The organism is Paraburkholderia sp. HC6.4b (genome assembly GCF_014200875.1).
Lineage (GTDB): Bacteria > Pseudomonadota > Gammaproteobacteria > Burkholderiales > Burkholderiaceae > Paraburkholderia > Paraburkholderia tuberum.
On sequence record NZ_JACHDC010000029.1, the window covers coordinates 50,714 to 66,832 of the forward strand.

Annotated in this window: 19 protein-coding genes; 15 read left to right on the forward strand and 4 right to left on the reverse strand. The window is 64.8% G+C overall.

The features are described from left to right. Positions 1-6: 6 nt before the first annotated feature. The 6 genes from HDG34_RS34610 to HDG34_RS34635 all read left to right on the forward strand — a co-directional run bounded on the left by HDG34_RS34610 (position 7) and on the right by HDG34_RS34635 (position 5,267). Positions 7-894, forward strand: a complete 888-nt coding sequence (locus HDG34_RS34610) for a DUF58 domain-containing protein (protein WP_184067369.1) — start codon at positions 7-9, stop codon at positions 892-894. Further along, positions 891-1,814, forward strand: a complete 924-nt coding sequence (locus HDG34_RS34615; protein WP_184067372.1) for a calcium incorporation protein MxaA — start codon at positions 891-893, stop codon at positions 1,812-1,814. The genes HDG34_RS34610 and HDG34_RS34615 overlap by 4 nt, the downstream gene beginning before the upstream one ends. After that, positions 1,811-2,797, forward strand: coding sequence for a vWA domain-containing protein (locus HDG34_RS34620; protein ID WP_184067375.1), 987 nt, complete (start codon positions 1,811-1,813; stop codon positions 2,795-2,797). The genes HDG34_RS34615 and HDG34_RS34620 overlap by 4 nt, the downstream gene beginning before the upstream one ends. Further along, complete coding sequence (locus HDG34_RS34625; protein WP_184067378.1) at positions 2,794-3,339, forward strand: tetratricopeptide repeat protein; 546 nt, start codon at positions 2,794-2,796, stop codon at positions 3,337-3,339. The genes HDG34_RS34620 and HDG34_RS34625 overlap by 4 nt, the downstream gene beginning before the upstream one ends. Continuing rightward, positions 3,336-4,328, forward strand: coding sequence for an MxaL protein (locus HDG34_RS34630; RefSeq protein ID WP_184067380.1), 993 nt, complete (start codon positions 3,336-3,338; stop codon positions 4,326-4,328). The genes HDG34_RS34625 and HDG34_RS34630 overlap by 4 nt, the downstream gene beginning before the upstream one ends. A gap of 378 nt (positions 4,329-4,706) precedes the next feature. Then, positions 4,707-5,267: a hypothetical protein gene (locus tag HDG34_RS34635; protein WP_184067384.1), complete on the forward strand. Its 561-nt coding sequence runs from the start codon at positions 4,707-4,709 to the stop codon at positions 5,265-5,267. 49 nt (positions 5,268-5,316) lie between these two features. Here HDG34_RS34635 and HDG34_RS34640 read toward each other — a convergent pair whose 3' ends face one another. Then, a complete protein-coding gene (locus HDG34_RS34640; protein WP_184067387.1) occupies positions 5,317-6,291 on the reverse strand; it encodes a GlxA family transcriptional regulator in 975 nt (324 codons plus the stop codon). Positions 6,292-6,447: 156 nt separating this feature from the next. On the opposite strand from HDG34_RS34640, the gene HDG34_RS34645 reads away from it, so the two are divergent. From HDG34_RS34645 to HDG34_RS34670, 6 genes are all read left to right on the forward strand, one after another. Continuing rightward, positions 6,448-7,125 (forward strand): DJ-1/PfpI family protein, encoded by a 678-nt coding sequence (locus HDG34_RS34645; RefSeq protein WP_184067389.1) that lies wholly within the window; start codon positions 6,448-6,450, stop codon positions 7,123-7,125. 107 nt (positions 7,126-7,232) lie between these two features. Then, positions 7,233-7,673 carry a zinc-finger-containing protein gene (locus HDG34_RS34650; protein ID WP_090809124.1) on the forward strand — a complete coding sequence of 147 codons (441 nt, stop codon included), beginning with the start codon at positions 7,233-7,235 and terminating at the stop codon, positions 7,671-7,673. A 265-nt stretch (positions 7,674-7,938) separates the two neighbouring features. Continuing rightward, complete coding sequence (locus HDG34_RS34655) at positions 7,939-9,345, forward strand: selenium-binding protein SBP56-related protein (RefSeq protein ID WP_184067392.1); 1,407 nt, start codon at positions 7,939-7,941, stop codon at positions 9,343-9,345. A gap of 8 nt (positions 9,346-9,353) precedes the next feature. Beyond that, entirely contained in the window at positions 9,354-10,025 is a 672-nt protein-coding gene (locus HDG34_RS34660) for a hypothetical protein (RefSeq protein WP_311734755.1), read from the forward strand. 126 nt (positions 10,026-10,151) lie between these two features. Then, on the forward strand, positions 10,152-10,304 hold the full coding sequence (locus tag HDG34_RS34665; RefSeq protein WP_018437257.1) for a DUF6496 domain-containing protein: 153 nt from the start codon (positions 10,152-10,154) through the stop codon (positions 10,302-10,304). A 27-nt stretch (positions 10,305-10,331) separates the two neighbouring features. After that, complete coding sequence (locus HDG34_RS34670) at positions 10,332-10,994, forward strand: UdgX family uracil-DNA binding protein (RefSeq protein ID WP_184067399.1); 663 nt, start codon at positions 10,332-10,334, stop codon at positions 10,992-10,994. Here the strand turns inward: HDG34_RS34670 and HDG34_RS34675 are convergent. Both HDG34_RS34675 and HDG34_RS34680 read right to left on the reverse strand, forming a co-directional pair. Then, the gene (locus HDG34_RS34675; RefSeq protein WP_184067523.1) at positions 10,986-11,897 is read right to left on the reverse strand and encodes a DUF72 domain-containing protein; all 912 of its coding nucleotides are present in this window, start codon (positions 11,895-11,897) and stop codon (positions 10,986-10,988) included. The two genes, HDG34_RS34670 and HDG34_RS34675, sit on opposite strands and share 9 nt — an antisense overlap. Before the next feature lie 62 nt (positions 11,898-11,959). Further along, entirely contained in the window at positions 11,960-12,193 is a 234-nt protein-coding gene (locus tag HDG34_RS34680) for a DUF2795 domain-containing protein (protein ID WP_184006680.1), read from the reverse strand. Between the two features lie 204 nt (positions 12,194-12,397). Here HDG34_RS34680 and HDG34_RS34685 point away from each other — a divergent pair, with 204 nt between their 5' ends. Continuing rightward, positions 12,398-13,336 carry an NADP-dependent oxidoreductase gene (locus HDG34_RS34685; protein WP_184067402.1) on the forward strand — a complete coding sequence of 313 codons (939 nt, stop codon included), beginning with the start codon at positions 12,398-12,400 and terminating at the stop codon, positions 13,334-13,336. Between the two features lie 22 nt (positions 13,337-13,358). Here the strand turns inward: HDG34_RS34685 and HDG34_RS34690 are convergent, their stop codons facing one another. Next, a complete protein-coding gene (locus HDG34_RS34690; RefSeq protein ID WP_090809135.1) occupies positions 13,359-13,859 on the reverse strand; it encodes a MarR family winged helix-turn-helix transcriptional regulator in 501 nt (166 codons plus the stop codon). Between the two features lie 185 nt (positions 13,860-14,044). On the opposite strand from HDG34_RS34690, the gene HDG34_RS34695 reads away from it, so the two are divergent. Then, complete coding sequence (locus HDG34_RS34695; protein ID WP_184067405.1) at positions 14,045-15,130, forward strand: aromatic ring-hydroxylating dioxygenase subunit alpha; 1,086 nt, start codon at positions 14,045-14,047, stop codon at positions 15,128-15,130. Further along, a complete protein-coding gene (locus HDG34_RS34700) occupies positions 15,127-16,092 on the forward strand; it encodes a PDR/VanB family oxidoreductase (RefSeq protein WP_184067408.1) in 966 nt (321 codons plus the stop codon). Before HDG34_RS34695 ends, HDG34_RS34700 begins: the two co-directional genes overlap by 4 nt. The last annotated feature ends 27 nt before the right edge of the window (positions 16,093-16,119 follow it).

Consider the following 16,119-nt stretch of genomic DNA (forward strand, 5'->3'; position numbering starts at 1 on the left):
ACCACGATGAACGACACCGCGGAATTCCACTACCGTCTGCCGATGCGCGCGGCCGGCGCGCGGCCCGGCTCGCATCCGGGCTCGAGCTTCGGCTCGGGTCAGCAGTTCGCGATGCACGGCCGGTTGTTCGACTACCCGGACCCGCGCCGGCTCGATCTGCGCGCGAGCTTGCGCGCGGCGCGCGACGAGTGGCTCGTGCGCGTGCATTTGCAGCGCGTCGCGGTGCCGGTGTTCGTGATCGTCGACGTATCGGCGTCGATGCGGTTCGGCAGCCGCAAAACGAAGCTGGAGGTCGCCGCCGATTTCGTCGAAGCGCTCGGCCATAGCGCGTTCCGGGTCGGCGACCGGCTGGGCATGCTGGCCTTCGATGGCGGCGAACGCGACGATCTGTTCATGCCGGCGCGCACGGGGCGGGGCACCGGCTCGCTGCTCGCGAGCATGCTGCGCGAACGCGCCGGTGAAACGGCTGATCGTCAGGCCGGAGGTCAGGCCGGACCCGCGGCCGTCGAAGGATTGCGGCGTTGCGCGATCCGTATCGCTGGACGCCAGGCGCTCGTGTTCGTCGTGTCCGATTTCCACTGGCCGCTCGCGCGACTGTCGTCGGTACTCGACATGCTGGTGCATGCGTGTGTGGTGCCGATGGTCGTGTGGGACGCGGCCGAGATCACGCCGCCGCAGCACGCCTCGCTGCTGGCCGTCAACGATGCGGAGTCCGGCGAGGAGCGTCGCGTGTGGCTTTCCCGCGATGTGCGCGAGCGCTGGCGCGAAGGCGTCGCGCGCCGTCGCGACGAACTCGCCGCGGGGTTCGGCGCGCGCGGCATCCGGCCGTTCTATGTCGAAGGCGCGTTCGATCCGGAAGCGATGTCGCGCTACTTTCTGGAGATGACGGTATGAGCGCGCGCGGTGTGCGCGGTAGCGTCGCTCGTCGGGCGGCGCTGCATATGCTGATCGCGTCGCTTTGCGGCGCCGCGAGCGCGACGGCCAGCGCCGCCGTGGCGACCGCGCTCGTTCAGGAGCCGCGCGCGTTCGGCTATGTGCTCGGCGATGTGCTGACGCAGCGCGTGCTGCTGGAGGCCAACGATCGGGACATCGGCGCGGTCACGCCGCCTTCGGTCGGACGCACGGGCGTGTGGCTCGAACGCCGGCCCGTGACGCTCGAAACCGATGCCAACGGCCGCAAGTGGATGGTGATCGCGTATCAGGTCGTCAACGCGCCGCAGACGCTCACGCAGATCACGTTGCCCGCGTTGACGTTGACGTCGGCGGCGGGCACGCAATTGCAGGTCGCCGAATGGCCGGCGAGCATCGGACCGTTGACGCCGCAAACCGCGTTCGCCGCAGGGGATTTGCAGCCGCTGCGGCCCGATCGTCAGGCACCCATGCTGGGCACGGCCGGCTGGCGTCGGCAGATCGCGTGGGCGCTCGGCCTGCTGCTCGTGACCCTGCTCGCGTGGGCGAGCTGGTGGTGGGCGCGCAACCGACGCGAGGCGGCACGGCTGCCGTTCGCGCGTGCATGGCGGCAGATGCAGCGGCTGCCGGAGGCGCCCGCTGCTTCATCGAACGATGCGTGGGTCTGCCTGCATCGCGCACTGAACGAAACCGCCGGCCAGGTCGTGCATGCGGCTTCGCTATCCGCGTTGCTCGCGCGCGCGCCCTATCTGCAACCGCTGCGCGCGCAGCTCGAACGCTTCTATCTGGCGTCGTCCGAGCGCTTTTTCACACCGGCGCCGAAGGCCGTCGGGAATCCCGGCGAGCTGTCGTTGCACGCGCTGTGCCGTGCGTTGTATCGGGCGGAGAGGCGCCATCAGCGATGACCATGAGCCTCGATTTCGCCCTGCCGTGGATGCTGGTGCTGCTGCCGCTCGCCGCGCTGCCGCTGCTGCGGCGACGCAGCGACACGCTGGTGTTTTCGAGCGTCGCGTGGCTGCCCGCCGACGATCTCGGACGCGCGGCCGGCTGGCTCGTACGCGGCGGCGCGGCACTGGCGATCGCCGCGATCGTCGTCGGGCTGGCGGGGCCGGGGCGCTCGCAGTTGCAGGTGCTGCGCACCGGCAGCGGCGCGCAGATCCTGATCCTGATGGACCGCAGCGCGAGCATGGACGAGCCGATGGGCAGCAAGGGCGTCGAGGCGCCGCGCGGCGACTCCAAGAACCACGTGGCGCGCGCCGCGTTGACGCGCTTCGTCGAGCAGCGGCCCAACGACCGGCTCGCGTTCATGATGTTCGGCACCAACCCCGTGCTGGCGATGCCGTTCACGTACAACCATCGCGTAATCGAGGCCGCTGTCGCGGCGACGGCGATTGGCCGTGGCATGCCGGACACCGAGCTCGATCGCGGCATGCTCGCGGCGATCGCGCAGTTCGACGGGCGCTTGTCGTCGGGCCGCCGCGCGATCGTGCTGGTCTCCGATGGCGGCGCGTTGCTCGACGAAACGATGCAACGGCGCATCGAGGCGGGACTGCGACGCAACCGGATCGCCCTCTACTTCATCTACTTGCGCAGCAGCGTCTTCAGTCCCGATCTGAACGCGACGCAGCCCGTCAGCGGAACCTCGGCCGAAGCGCAGCTGCATCGCTTCTTTCTGACGCTCAGGACACCGTATAGGCTGTTTCAGGCCGAAGACCCGAAGGCGATGATGGCGGCGATCGCGGAGATCAACCGGCAGCAGAACGCGACGACGAGGTTCGTCGAGCATCTGCCTCGCCAGGACCTGAGTCTGTACTGTTTCGCGCTCGCGCTGTTCTGTTCGGCGCTGCTGGTGCTGCTGCACCAGTTGCAGGTCAGGAGCTGGGCATGAAGCGCACGCTGATCCACACGCTGTTCGGCACCGTGGCGATCTGTTGCGCCGCGTGGGCCGCGTCTGGCTTCGTTCGTCTGCAGCACGCGGAGCGCGTCGATCAGGCCATTCTCGCGACGAACGCCGCTGCGCGCGACCAGGCTGCCGGCGACGACGCGCGCGAGGTTCAACTGGCCCGCGCGATAGCGCTGTCGAAAGCGGGCGCGTATGACGCGGCGGCGCGGCTCTATAACGGTCTGATCCCCGAAGGCAGCCCGCCTGACGAAGTCGGCCGCGCGGCGCTGTTCGACCTCGGCAACCTGTACCTGCGCGAAGGCAGCGGCGACACGGCGCAGACGGTCAGATCTCTCGCGATGATCGGTGAGGCCAAGGCGCGCTACCGGCTCGCGCTGCGCGCGGCGCCCGACGATTGGGACGCGCGCTACAACCTCGAGCGCGCGCTGTGGCTTGCGCCGGAAACGCCGTCCGCGCTCGCCGGGCCCGATGTGAAAGAGCAGCACAACGTCAAGCTGCGTGACCCGCAGAGCCAGGACTTGCCATGAGCGGCGTCTCGCGCGAGCGCGGCTTCGCCAGATGGCGTCACGCGTTGACGCCGCTCGCGCTCGTCGCATTGATCGCGGCGGTCGCGATGCCGGACGTCACTTTGCCGCGCAACACGTTTAACTACATCGTGACGTTCGATATCACGCAAAGCATGGACGTCGAGGACGTGGTGCTCGACGGTGCTCCGGTCAGCCGGCTCAAATTCGCGCAGGCCGCGATGCGCGACGCGCTCGGGCGCTTGCCGTGCGGCTCGAAGGTCGGCTGGAGCGTGTTCACGGGGCAGCGGGTGTTGCTGCTGATGGCGCCGGTCGAAGTCTGTGGCAACTACGACGCGCTGCTGGTGTCGCTCGATGGCATCGACGGGCGCATGCGCTGGACCAACTGGAGCCGCATTGCCGAGGGCGGTGTGTATTCGGCCGTGCGGGTCGCGCAGGAGGTCGGCGGCGCGGCTATCGCGTTCGTCACCGATGGTCAGGAGGCGCCGCCGGTATCGGCGGCGCGCCCGCTGATGGAGGGCATCAATGCCGCGCGAATCAGGGGCTGGCTGATCGGCGTCGGCGGCGACCAGCCCGCGGCCATTCCGAAGACCGACGCCAACGGTAACCGGATCGGCTACTGGCAGGCCGACGACGTGATCCAGGCGCCGCCGACGCCAGGCTCCGGTGTCGAGGCGCAAACGCACGAGGAGTTGTCCGAATTGCGCGGCGAGTACCTTGCGTCGGTGGCGGGGCAGACTGGTCTCGACTACCGGCGCCTGCTGAACGTGACATCGTTCGGCGATGCGCTGCTCGATGCGCGCTTCGCTCGCCGCGAACCGGTGCCGACCGATCTGCGTTGGTGTCCAGCGCTGCTCGCGTTGCTGCTGCTCGTCGCGCGCTTTATGCCGGATGCCGTTCTCGCATGGCCGCGCGCCTGGCGAAAGCGCATTCGAACGATCGTTTTGCAGATCGCGCCGGCATTCAATGGCCGGCCGACACGGGTCGACTGACTCACGCAAGCGCGAACGTTGACGCTGCAACGGTTGAAGGTGCAGGTATCCAATCGAGCAGCGTAGTTGCTTGCGAAACCTCGCAAGAGTTGCCGGCTTCGACCGACTCACGAGGCTTGCGCCAGAAGCTCTTGCCGGTCTTCGTGGCCGGAGAGCGTTGCCAGGAATCATTCTCAATCGGTCCACTTCGACGTCGACTCCAGCGCTGAGTCGCGAAGGCGCATGCGCTCGCCACACACGCGAGATACCTAACACTTTGACCTACCAGTACGCCAATGACTGACTACAATGTCTGAGTGCAAGCGACGCTGCAAGGCGCTCGGTTCGACGGGTGCGCCGTGTCATGTGACATTTCAGTTCCTTCACTGGAGGCATGCGATGACGTGCCAAAACGAGAGGATTGTCGGAGCGGTACTCGTCTTGATGAGCGGCTACGCGTTTGCGGGCGGCCCCTTCGGCGATGTGCCGCAAGCGATGATGGTCGCCAACATCGTCGCGTCGCCCGTCGAAGTCGTGCCGCCGATTCCCGAGCCTCGGCACTACTTCGAGCAGCAGCGCTATGCGATGGAGTATCACGGGGATCAGGGCAAGCCGTTCTTCGCGCAAATGGAGAATTACTATAGTGTGGACGTGACGCGCGATGTCCAGCTCGGCACTGCGAAGGCATTGGTGTCGTCCGGACCGGAGTTCGCGCCGGTGTCCGAACCGGGCGCAAAACCTGCCGCGCAAAATGCCTCGAATCCTCTGCATCTGGGTCCATCTACCGCGCCGCAATTGTCTATCGTTCAGATGAACAGTTCAGTGTTGTCGATAGGCGAGTCACCGCAGCGACGCTTGTCCTTGACGATCGACGACTGGGTGTTCTCCGGCACCGCGCGCGTCGCGGTTCTGCATTCTCACGATACGGGCGCGACGCTGATCGTCAAACGTCGCTACTGAGTGATGTCGGACGGCCGCGCATTTCACGTCGACGAGTCACGTCGACGAGTCACGTCGACGAAAAGCGCTCGCGATACACCTGCGGCGCCACGCGCAGCTGACGCACGAAGCTGCAGCGCATCGTTTCCTCGCTGCCGAATCCACACCGCGCCGCGATTCGTTTGATCGACCAGGATGTCTCGCTAAGCAAGCGCTGTGCCGCTTCGATGCGCAACTGCTCGACCGCGCGGGCCGGCGTGCGGCCCGTTTGCGCCTTGTAGTGGCGCATGAAGCTGCGCTCGCTCATATGAAGCCGTCGCGCGAGCGCGGGGACCGACAGGTCGGATGCGAGATGCGACGTCATCCATGTATGCAATTCGCCGAAACGGTCGTCGGCATGTTGCAGCGACAGCGTCGCGCTGAACTGCGACTGACCCCCCGGCCGCTTCAGAAACACGACGAGCTCGCGCGCGACATCGAGCGCCAACGCGCGCCCGTGATCCTCTTCGAGCATGGCCAGCGCGAGGTCGATGCCGGCGGTGACGCCCGCCGATGTCCAGATAGCCCCGTCGCGAATAAAGATTGGATCGGCTTCGACGCGCAGTTGCGGATACGCCTGCGCGAGTTCGTCGCAGCGCCCCCAATGCGTGGCGACGCGGCGGCCGTCGAGCAGTCCCGCCTCGGCGAGCAGGAACGCGCCCGAGCAGACCGAGGCAACGCGTCTGCAATGCGGCGCATGGCGCTGCGTCCAGCGGATCAGACGCTGATCGGCCGATGCCTGACGAATCCCCCAGCCGCCCGGGACGATCAGCGTATCGACCGGCGCTTTCACCGAGCGTAGCGAACCGGCGAGTACCGCAAGTCCCGACGACGACGTGACGGGCCCGGCTTCGGCTGCCACGACGCGGGGCGAGTAGAGTTCGTCGAGCCCACGCTGCGCGACGAGCTCATTGGCGGACGCAAATACCTGCAGCGGACCGCTGACGTCGAGCAGTTGCATGTTGGGGAAGGCGAGCAGCACGATGGAGGGGGGAGCGCTGGACATATCGTGTGTAACAGGGGCTGTAAGAGAGAGCGCGCGTGGCAGAAAAACTGGGGTTAATGGCAGTCTTGCCAAAGACTACGCGCATAGAATCAATCCGTCCACCTGGAAGACGCGGCGGATCACGTGTTTCGATTTCTCCCTGAATAAGGTATCCCTATGAACCTGCAAATCGGTTTTCTGGTCTTTCCGAAAGTACAGCAGCTCGATCTGACTGGCCCGCACGACGTACTTGCATCGTTGCCGGGCGCCACGATGCATCTGATCTGGAAGACACGGGAGCCCGTGGTGTCGAGTAACGGGCTCGTGCTGACGCCGAGCACGACCTACGAAAGCTGCCCGCCGCTCGACGTGATCTGTGTGCCAGGCGGAAGCGGCGTGACCGACCTGTTGCAAGACGAGCAAACGATCGACTTCGTTTGCCGACAGGCCGCGAGCGCGCGCTACGTGACGTCGGTCTGCACCGGCGCGTTGCTGCTTGGCGCGGCCGGCTTGCTGCGCGGGCGGCGCGCGACGACTCACTGGGCGTTTCACTCGCTGCTTGAACCGCTCGGCGCGATACCGACACATGCGCGTGTGGTCCGCGATGGCAATCTGATTACCGGCGGCGGCGTGACGGCGGGCATCGATTTCGGGTTGACCGTCGCGGCCGAACTGGCGGGCGCAGAAGAGGCGCAGGCGATCCAGCTCGAACTCGAATACGCGCCAGCCCCGCCGTTCGACGCGGGCGATCCGGCGTTGGCGCCGCAAGCGGTGGTGGAACTGGTCCGGCGACGGTCGGCGGAAGGCCTGGCCGCGCGGCGCCGGGTGGTGATGGCGATCGCGCAGAGAAGCTAAGTCTTGCATGCGGGTACGGGCATTCCATTAAACTGTGTGGCTCTACCCGTTTCCGCCAGTCGGATCGATGCGATGAAGTACGGCGAATTTTCCCCGGGGCACTGCCCATGCGCGTAGGCAAGCCCGTCAAGGCACTGCCGCAGCCGTCATGCGACTACTGCGGCAACCGTGCGTTGCTCGCGCGTTACGGCGACGAGTCCTACCCCTATCGCAGCGATCAAGGGCCGCTGTGGATCTGCACCGCATGTCAGGCGTGGATCGGCGTTTATTCGCGCAGCAAACACAACCTGCCGCTCGGCCGCCTTGCCGACGCGACGTTGCGCGAGTCGAAGAGCAAGCTGCACGATGCGCTCGAACCGCTCGTTGCCGGGAAGGTGCGCCGCGATGGCGTGAATGCGTTCGAAGCCCGCGCGAAAGCGATCCGGTGGGTCGCGACCGAGCTTGGCTTCGATCCGGTTCCGGCGAGCATTCACGCGTTCACGCCCGAGCAGTGCGAACAGGCGCTGCGTTATGTCGAGGCTTTTATCGAAGCTCGGCGTGCGAGATAGCGCAATAGCCCCAAACCGCTAGCCCCCTTTCATTCCTCCAATACCACCCCGCCATACCGCCTTCCCCGCGCCGCTTCACCCCCACCAAATTGGCAGTTCTCGTGCGATGCCGCCCGGCAGTCGGATCGAACCTGCGTTCGGGTGCATATTTCCGGTTGCGTCCGTCGCTATCGTGAACTACAAATCTAAGGTTACGCGCTGGCTCGATTTTTGGCGGGCCGGGCTTCCGTTCAGAACCGTTCAGAACGACAGGGAGAGTGCCGTCATGGGAATGCGCCCCGATCCTACCTTTCATGCATCGCCGAAGCTCGCGATGGATGCGCCGGCGGAAGAATACGCGTACACGGTGCTGCTAAGTCCGGACTCCTCGCAGCCCGACGCGCTCGCCGTGATCGACGTGAAGCCCGGTTCGCCGACTTATAGCCAGGTGGTCCACACGGTGCCGGTGCCGAACAAGGGCGACGAATTCCATCACTTCGGCTGGAACGCGTGTTCGTCCGCGTTGTCGCCGTTGACGGGCCACGCGTTTCTGGAACGTCGCTATCTGATCATTCCGGGCATGCGCTCGTCGCGCATCTATATCGTCGATACGAAGCCGCATCCGACCCAGGCGAAGATTCACAAGATCATCGAGCCGGAGGAAATTTTCCGCAAGACCGGCTATTCGCGTCCGCACACCGTGCATTGCGGACCGGAGGGCATCTACGTGAGCACGCTCGGCGGTGGTGGCAAGGACGGCACCGACGGGCCGCCCGGAATCTTCATCATGGACTGCCAAACATTCGAGGTGCTGGGCCGCTGGGAAATCGAGCGCGGCGCGCAGGAAAAGCATTACGACTTCTGGTGGAATCTGCCGCGCGACTACATGGTGTCGACCGAATGGGCGCTGCCGCCGCAATTCGAAAACGGCATCGTGCCCGAAGACCTGCTCGCGAACAAATACGGCCACCGCGTGCACTGCTGGGATCTGCGCGCGAGGCGCAACGTGCAGACGCTCGATCTCGGCGCGAATCATCAGATGGCGCTCGAAGTGCGGCCCGCGCACGACCCGAGCCGCGAGTACGGCTTTATCGGCGTCGTGGTCGATACGACGAATCTGGAAGGGTCGATCTGGACCTGGTGGCGCGAAGGCGGCCACTTCCACATCGAGAAGACCGCGACCATTCCACCGGAGCCCGCCCATGCTGATGAATTGCCGCCGCTGCTGCAAGGTTTCGGCGCGGTGCCGCCGCTCGTCACCGACATCGATCTTTCGATCGACGATAAATTCCTCTACGTCTCCTGCTGGGGCACCGGCGAGATGCGCCAGTACGACGTGAGCGAACCGCGCAAGCCGGAATTGACGGGCTCGGTGCGCATCGGTGGAATCGAACATTGCGCGCCGCATCCGAACGGCAAGGCTTTCGCCGGCGGTCCGCAGATGGTCGAGATCAGTCGCGACGGCAAGCGCATCTACTGGACCAACTCGCTCTATTCGACGTGGGACGACCAGTTCTACCCGGATGGTGTGCCCGGCGTGCAAGTCATGGCGCATGCCGACCCCAATGGCGGTATCGAGCTCGCCGAAGATTACTTCGTCGAGTTTCCCGCCGGCTATCGCGCGCACCAGATTCGCCTCGAAGGCGGCGACTGCTCGACCGATTCGTTCTGCTATCCCTCGGTGGGCGTTTGAGCGGCGCGGTGTCGCCGCAAGCGGCACTGTGGCTGGCCGTCCTCGCGAGCGGTGTGTATCACGGACTCAATCCGGCGATGGGGTGGCCGCTCGCGGTGTCGAACGCGCTGATGCAGCGGCGCTCGCAAGCGCTGGTCGTAGCGCTTCTTTATCTCGCGGCGGGGCACGCGCTCGCCATATTGCTGATGATGCTGCCGTTCGCGATGCTGGCCAGTGTGCTCGCGTGGCAGCGTCAGATGCAGATCGGCGCGAGCGTGCTGGTGATCGGCTTCGGTCTGGTGTTGCTGATGCGCCGGCGCCATCCGCGCGTACTGGCGAGAATTCCGCCGTCGCGGCTCGCGCTCTGGTCGTTCGCGGTGGCGATCGCGCACGGCGCTGGCTTGATGCTGGTGCCGATCTACCTCGGTCTGTGCCGCGCAGAAGCAATCGACAGCGCGCACCAAGCCGCCCAAACGCTGATCGAAACGAGTCTGCGCATGGCGCTGTCGGTCTCCGCGGTGCATGCGGCCGCGATGACGATGGCCGGCGGCGTGCTCGCATGGCTCGTTTATCGCTACCTCGGGCTCAGGTTCGTGTCGCGCAGCTGGTTCAATCTCGATGCGGTGTGGGCGTCGAGTCTGATTCTGGTGGGCGGCGTGTCGCTGGCGTTGAATGCGGCGGCAGCGGGCGTTTCCGGTTGATTTCGACGCGGCCGATCCGGCCTATGAGGCTCCCGGGCACAGCATATGCTGCGTAGCTTCGGTGCAGGGACGCCATTCCGTGCGGATCCTGATTTTTCCTCTCGTCATCTACACCCGGAGAAGATCATGCCGCTGAAGAAAGGGACATCGAAAGAGACCGTGTCGCACAACATCAAGACCGAGTCGAAGCATGGCAAGCCGCACAAGCAGGCTGTCGCGATCGCGTTGAATCAGGCGCGCAAGTCGGGCGCGAAGATTCCGAAGAAGAGTGAGAAATAAGCTGCTTCAGCACGCGCGGTCGTACCCATGACCGACGGGACGCAGAAAAAGCGCGCGCATGGCGACCCGCAATCGGAGCCAGCGGATGTCGAACCCGATCAGCATCCGGCGAAGCTCGACGATTGCCGCCGTTGCGCGCTCTGGCGCAATGCGACTCAGGCCGTGCCCGGCGAAGGGCAGCGGCATGCGTCGATCGTGCTGGTCGGCGAGCAACCCGGCGACATGGAAGATCTGCAGGGCAAGCCCTTCGTCGGGCCGGCCGGCGCGTTACTCGACAGCGCGCTCGAAGAAGCGGGCGTCAAGCGTAACGACGTCTACGTGACGAACGCCGTCAAGCATTTCAAGTGGATCGCGCGCGGCAAGCGTCGCTTGCACAAAACGCCCGCTCAGCGTGAAGTGGATGCTTGCGGCTACTGGCTGGAGCAGGAGCTCGACATGCCGCATGTGCGCGTGGTCGTGGCACTGGGCGCGACCGCGTTGAAAGCGGTTGTTCACGACTCGCACGCGCGCTTGCAGGACGCGTTCGACAAAACGCTAGAGCGCGGTGAGCAACGCGTGGTCGCGACGTACCATCCGTCGTTTGCGCTGCGCGCGCCGGACCCTGAAACGCGTCGCGAGGTGTACGAGCGAATCGTCGCAGCGTTGCGCACCGCACAGAAGCTGGCCCACGGCGGCAAGCGTTCAGGATGACGCCGGCGCGTGCGTCGCTCGTAATCCGAGGCCTTTCATCAATCGTTGTGCGTCGAACGGCGCCCGAGCTTTTACATCGTTGTCGAAGTAGCAGTAGACGTCTCGCGCGGCTCGGCGAGGCGGCCGGAGTTGCGGCGCGATCAAGCGCGCGTCGGCCGGTTGCGAGCCGCCGCGCCATGCATCGATTCGCTCGGCCCATCGTTGCAGAGCGTCGTCCCCATATGAACCCGAGTATTTGGCTTCGCTGCCGTGCAGGCGAAGATAGACGAAGTCCGCCGTCAGATCTTCGGCGACGGGCCACGGTTCGGTGGAATCTGAAACGACAAGCGCGACGCCGTAATGCCGAAGCAAGGTCACGAACGCCGGATCGACAAAGCTCGCGTGGCGCACTTCGACCGCGTGACGCAACTTCCGCTTGCGATCGATGGCGACATAAGGCGTCTTGACACGCGCATCATGTTGCTTCGCCAGCGCCGATGCGCTCGCGACGTCGGACGGCAACACGCGCAGAAAGCGCTCCATTGCCTCGGGCTCGAATCGGAACGACGGCGGAAATTGCCATAGGATCGGACCAAGCTTTTCGTTCAACGCGAGTAGCCCCTGCGCGAAGAAGTTCGCGATGCCGACACGTGCGCTCGCATCGCGAAACCGCAGCATATGAGTCAGATAGCGCGCGCCTTTGATGCCAAACACGAAGCCGTCAGGCGTTTGCGCGTACCAACGCTGCCAGCTCTCGAGCGATTGAAGGCTGTAATGCGTGCCGTTGATTTCGATCGTGCCGAATAGCGCCGACGCGTACTGTAATTCCGCTGCATGTTTGAGATCCTCTGGGTAAAAGCTGCCGCGCCAACCTTGGTAGCGCCAGCCGGAAATGCCGATACGCACATCGCCGGTCTTCTTCATTCGCGCGTCGAGTCCGGCGGAATGGGGTTCGGAGTACGGCTCCGACTCGACGGATCGCAGCGTCATTGAATACGCGCGATTTGCTTCGCCACCGCGGCCGGGCTGTCGAAATTGTGATCGGGCAGACGGTCGACCAGATCGACGATGTCGGTATTCGCGTGATTTTTGCGCGCCTGCGCGGCCAGCTTTTCGCGTGTGGTCGGGTAATTCACGCCACTGATCGCTTTTTCGACGTCAGCGGGATTCGGCTGACCGGGGTGGCGGTGATCCTGGGAATGGGCGGGGTGCTGTGACATGGTTCCTCCTTGAATGAGTACATCACGACTGCGCGCCTACCGGTACCTCTCGCATATCTCGTGCCTCGGCGCGCGGGCTCGTGTTGCGTTTTCCAGCGGCGCACGTCGTGCGAATGAAAAAGAACGCCGCGATGAGGAACGCGAATTGCGCGCAGCCGGCAAAGTAGCGCCGCTGACACAGGACCTTTCGAGGAGCAGGCCATCATGAGCACGATGCTCGCATATCGCATTCACCGCTTCGGCGGTCCCGAGGTGTTCAAGGCCGAGAAGATCGAGATCCCCGAGCCTGGCGCCGGCCAGGTGCTGGTGCGCGTGCGCGCGGCCAGCGCCAATCCGGTGGACCTGAAGACGCGCTCGGGCCAGTACCCGTTGATTCGTGAAGAGAAGTTGCCCTATACACTGGGGCGCGATTTTTCCGGAGTGGTCGAACGGGTCGGCGAGGGCGTCGGGCAATGGCGCGCGGGCGAGCAGGTGTATGGCTTCGTTGGCCAGGGACAGGGTGCGTACGCGGAATTCGTCGTCGTGTCCGCGAGCGCGCTAGCGCATGCGCCGGAAAAACTCGATGTGGGGTCCGCGGGCGCCGTGCCGCTCGCCGCGTTGACCGCATGGCAGGGCCTGTTCGATCACGGCTGCCTCGAAGCCGGCGGCCGCGTGCTGATCCATGCGGGCGCGGGCGGCGTTGGACATTTCGCCGTGCAGTTCGCCAAGCAGAAGGGCGCGCAAGTGTACGCTACGGCGTCCGGCGACGGCATCGAGTTCGTGCGCTCGCTCGGTGCGGATCGCGTGATCGACTATCACGCGCAGCGCTTCGAAGACGTCGCGCGCGACATCGACCTCGTGTTCGATCTGATCGGCGGCGATACGCAGCGCCGCTCGTGGTCGGCCGTCGCGACCGGTGGCGCGCTGGTCTCGACGCTCAACGAGCCGTCGCAGACCGAGGCGTCGAACCATGGCGCACGGGCCACGCGTTATACCGCGCGACCCGACGGCCGGCAATTGACGGAGATCGCGTCGTTGCTCGACAAGGGCAGCGTGCGTGTCGTGGTCGCCGAACGGTTTGCGTTCGATGCGACGGCCAGGGCGCTGGAACGGCTCGCGAAAGGCCATGTGCGCGGCAAGATCGTGGTGGAGGTGGCGTCGTAGTACGGAGAGCGCGCGCTGTCTGCTAGTTCGGATTCGCGTCGTCGCTCGCGCTGCGCAGCGGCGCGCGGCTCTGATCGTTATTCAGATGCACGAACTTTCTCAACAGTCTCAATAGCTCTCGCGCATCCTCGTCTCCCATCCCGTCGAGCAGGCCGTGATTGAGCGCGTTGACGCCGGGGATCAATTCATCGAGCAACTGCTCTCCAGCCGGCGTCAGCAATAGACGACGCTGGCGGCGCGGCAGAACTTCGCGCACGATCCAGCCTTTCGCTTCGAGCCGTACCGCGATATCGGCGGTGGTCGACGTGTCGAGGCCGACTCGCTGCGCGAGCGTGACCTGATCGAGTCCGGGCAATTCCTGCAGCATTCTGAGCACCGCATACTGAACGGGCGTCACCTCGCGTCCGATCAGATCATGAAACATGGACACCGAAATCTGATGCGCGCGTCGGATCAAATGGCCGGGCTGGTCGTACAGATCGATGCTGATCGCGGAAGTGCTGGTATCGGTTGAAGTGACCATATTAGTTCTGAAGACCTCGCGCCTTTTCGTTGCGAATGGAAATGGCGAACCGGCGTTCGTGTTACCTGATTGAAAGTTCGTCTAGGGGAAAACCTTCATTTAATCATTAAAGACGCATTGAGTACACTGAATCTCAATGAGTAGGCTGAATGCAATCCATGAATAATCCAGGGAGTGAGACTGACATGTTTCCCAAGAACGCGTGGTACGTCGCATGTATGCCCGATGAAGTCGCGGATAAGCCGCTCGGCCGGCAGATCTGCGGCGAGCCGATGGTTTTCTATCGCAACGCGGAAGGCGCCGTGGTGGCGCTCGAAGACTTCTGTCCGCATCGCGGCGCGCCGCTGTCGCTCGGTTTCGTGCGCGATGGCACGCTCGTGTGCGGCTATCACGGCCTCGAAATGGGCTGTCAGGGCAAGGCGACCGGCATGCCGGGGCAACGCGTCAACGGCTTTCCATCGATTCGCAGCTATCCAGTGATCGAGCGCTATGGCTTCGTCTGGGTGTGGCCCGGCGATGCGGCGCAGGCCGATGCCGCCAAGCTGCATCATCTGGAGTGGGCCGAGAGTGCCCAATGGGCGTACGGCGGCGGTCTTTATCACATCCGCTGCGATTACCGGCTAATGATCGACAACCTGATGGATCTGACGCACGAGACCTATGTGCACGCGAACAGCATCGGGCAAAAGGAAATCGACGAAGCCGCGCCCAAAACCGTGGCCGAAGGCGATACCGTGCGCACGAGCCGTTTCATGGAAAACGTCGCGGCGCCGCCGTTCTGGAAGATGGCGTTGCGCGGCAATGGTCTCGCCGACGACGTGCCCGTCGACCGTTGGCAGATCTGCCACTTCACGCCGCCGAGTCACGTGCTGATCGAGGTGGGCGTCGCGCATGCCGGGCATGGTGGCTATCACGCGCCGGCCGACCAGAAAGCGTCGTCGATCGTGGTGGATTTCATCACGCCGGAAACGGAAACGTCGATCTGGTATTTCTGGGGCATGGCGCGCAATTTCCGTCCCGACGATGCGGCGCTGACCGCGAGCATCCGCGAAGGGCAGGGCAAGATCTTCAGTGAAGATCTGGAGATGCTCGAACGTCAGCAGCAGAACCTGTTGCGCTGGCCCGAGCGCAATCTGCTGAAGCTCAATATCGATGCGGGCGGCGTGATGTCGCGTCGCGTGATCGATCGGCTCGTCGCGCAGGAACGCGCGGAGACGGGCGCGCCGCAGGCTGAAGTGAGGCGCGTCATTCCCGTGCGGACGGCGACATGAATCATCCCGTGCTGAATGTGGTGGTGGCGCGCCGGCGCGACGAAGCGCTCGGTATCGCGAGCTTCGAACTCGCGAGCGAAAACGCTCAGGCGTTGCCGGCGTTCGACGCCGGCTCGCACGTCGACGTGCATTTGCCAAACGGGCTCGTGCGTCAGTACTCGTTGTGCAACGATCCGCGCGAAACGCATCGCTATCTGATCGCGGTGCTGCGCGACGAAGGGGGACGCGGCGGATCGAAAGCGGTGCACGATCTGGTCCGCGAAGGCGATCGCCTGCAGATCAGCGCGCCGCGCAATCATTTCGCGCTCGCCGACGATGCTGCTCATCATCTGCTGCTCGCGGGCGGGATCGGCGTCACGCCGATTCTTTGCATGGCCGAGCGGCTTGCCGCCACGGGCGCTTCGTTCGACATGCACTACTGCACGCGCTCGAAGGAACGCACGGCGTTCGTCGAGCGTCTCGCACAAGCTGGCTTCGCGAAGTCGGTCCAGCTTCATCACGATGACCATCCGGGCGGCCCGACGTTCGATATCGAGCAGACGCTCAGCGATGCGCCGGCCGGCACCCACCTGTATGTCTGCGGTCCGCGCGGCTTCATGGACTTCGTGCTCGAGACCGCGCGTGCGAAGGGCTGGCCGGAAAACAGGCTGCACTACGAGTTCTTCGGCGCGGCCGCGAATCAGGCGGCGACGGGACGCAGCTTCCAGGTGCGCATCGCGAGCAGCGGCGCGACGATCGACGTGCCGCCCGAATGCACGGTCGTGCAGGCGCTGGCCGCGCATGGCGTCGAAGTGATCACGTCGTGCGAGCAGGGCGTGTGCGGTACCTGTTTGACGCGGGTGCTGTCCGGTGAGCCGGATCATCTGGATTCGTATCTGACCGATGAGGAACGCGCGGCAAACGATCAGTTCCTGCCGTGCTGCTCGCGCGCGAAATCGCCGCTGCTGGTGCTCGATCTGTGATTTTCTGCGGTACGACGGGCCTGTTGC

What these genes read in the sequence shown, in the direction of transcription:
- HDG34_RS34700 (WP_184067408.1), top strand. Translation starts at nt 15,127, where the DNA reads ATGAATCATCCCGTGCTGAATGTGGTGGTGGCGCGCCGGCGCGACGAA.
- HDG34_RS34690 (WP_090809135.1), bottom strand. Translation starts at nt 13,859, where the DNA reads ATGGTCACTTCAACCGATACCAGCACTTCCGCGATCAGCATCGATCTG.
- HDG34_RS34675 (WP_184067523.1), bottom strand. Translation starts at nt 11,897, where the DNA reads ATGAAGAAGACCGGCGATGTGCGTATCGGCATTTCCGGCTGGCGCTAC.
- HDG34_RS34650 (WP_090809124.1), top strand. Translation starts at nt 7,233, where the DNA reads ATGCGCGTAGGCAAGCCCGTCAAGGCACTGCCGCAGCCGTCATGCGAC.
- HDG34_RS34615 (WP_184067372.1), top strand. Translation starts at nt 891, where the DNA reads ATGAGCGCGCGCGGTGTGCGCGGTAGCGTCGCTCGTCGGGCGGCGCTG.
- HDG34_RS34625 (WP_184067378.1), top strand. Translation starts at nt 2,794, where the DNA reads ATGAAGCGCACGCTGATCCACACGCTGTTCGGCACCGTGGCGATCTGT.
- HDG34_RS34685 (WP_184067402.1), top strand. Translation starts at nt 12,398, where the DNA reads ATGAGCACGATGCTCGCATATCGCATTCACCGCTTCGGCGGTCCCGAG.
- HDG34_RS34610 (WP_184067369.1), top strand. Translation starts at nt 7, where the DNA reads ATGAACGACACCGCGGAATTCCACTACCGTCTGCCGATGCGCGCGGCC.
- HDG34_RS34635 (WP_184067384.1), top strand. Translation starts at nt 4,707, where the DNA reads ATGACGTGCCAAAACGAGAGGATTGTCGGAGCGGTACTCGTCTTGATG.
- HDG34_RS34620 (WP_184067375.1), top strand. Translation starts at nt 1,811, where the DNA reads ATGACCATGAGCCTCGATTTCGCCCTGCCGTGGATGCTGGTGCTGCTG.
- HDG34_RS34640 (WP_184067387.1), bottom strand. Translation starts at nt 6,291, where the DNA reads ATGTCCAGCGCTCCCCCCTCCATCGTGCTGCTCGCCTTCCCCAACATG.
- HDG34_RS34655 (WP_184067392.1), top strand. Translation starts at nt 7,939, where the DNA reads ATGGGAATGCGCCCCGATCCTACCTTTCATGCATCGCCGAAGCTCGCG.
- HDG34_RS34670 (WP_184067399.1), top strand. Translation starts at nt 10,332, where the DNA reads ATGACCGACGGGACGCAGAAAAAGCGCGCGCATGGCGACCCGCAATCG.
- HDG34_RS34695 (WP_184067405.1), top strand. Translation starts at nt 14,045, where the DNA reads ATGTTTCCCAAGAACGCGTGGTACGTCGCATGTATGCCCGATGAAGTC.
- HDG34_RS34630 (WP_184067380.1), top strand. Translation starts at nt 3,336, where the DNA reads ATGAGCGGCGTCTCGCGCGAGCGCGGCTTCGCCAGATGGCGTCACGCG.
- HDG34_RS34645 (WP_184067389.1), top strand. Translation starts at nt 6,448, where the DNA reads ATGAACCTGCAAATCGGTTTTCTGGTCTTTCCGAAAGTACAGCAGCTC.
- HDG34_RS34665 (WP_018437257.1), top strand. Translation starts at nt 10,152, where the DNA reads ATGCCGCTGAAGAAAGGGACATCGAAAGAGACCGTGTCGCACAACATC.
- HDG34_RS34680 (WP_184006680.1), bottom strand. Translation starts at nt 12,193, where the DNA reads ATGTCACAGCACCCCGCCCATTCCCAGGATCACCGCCACCCCGGTCAG.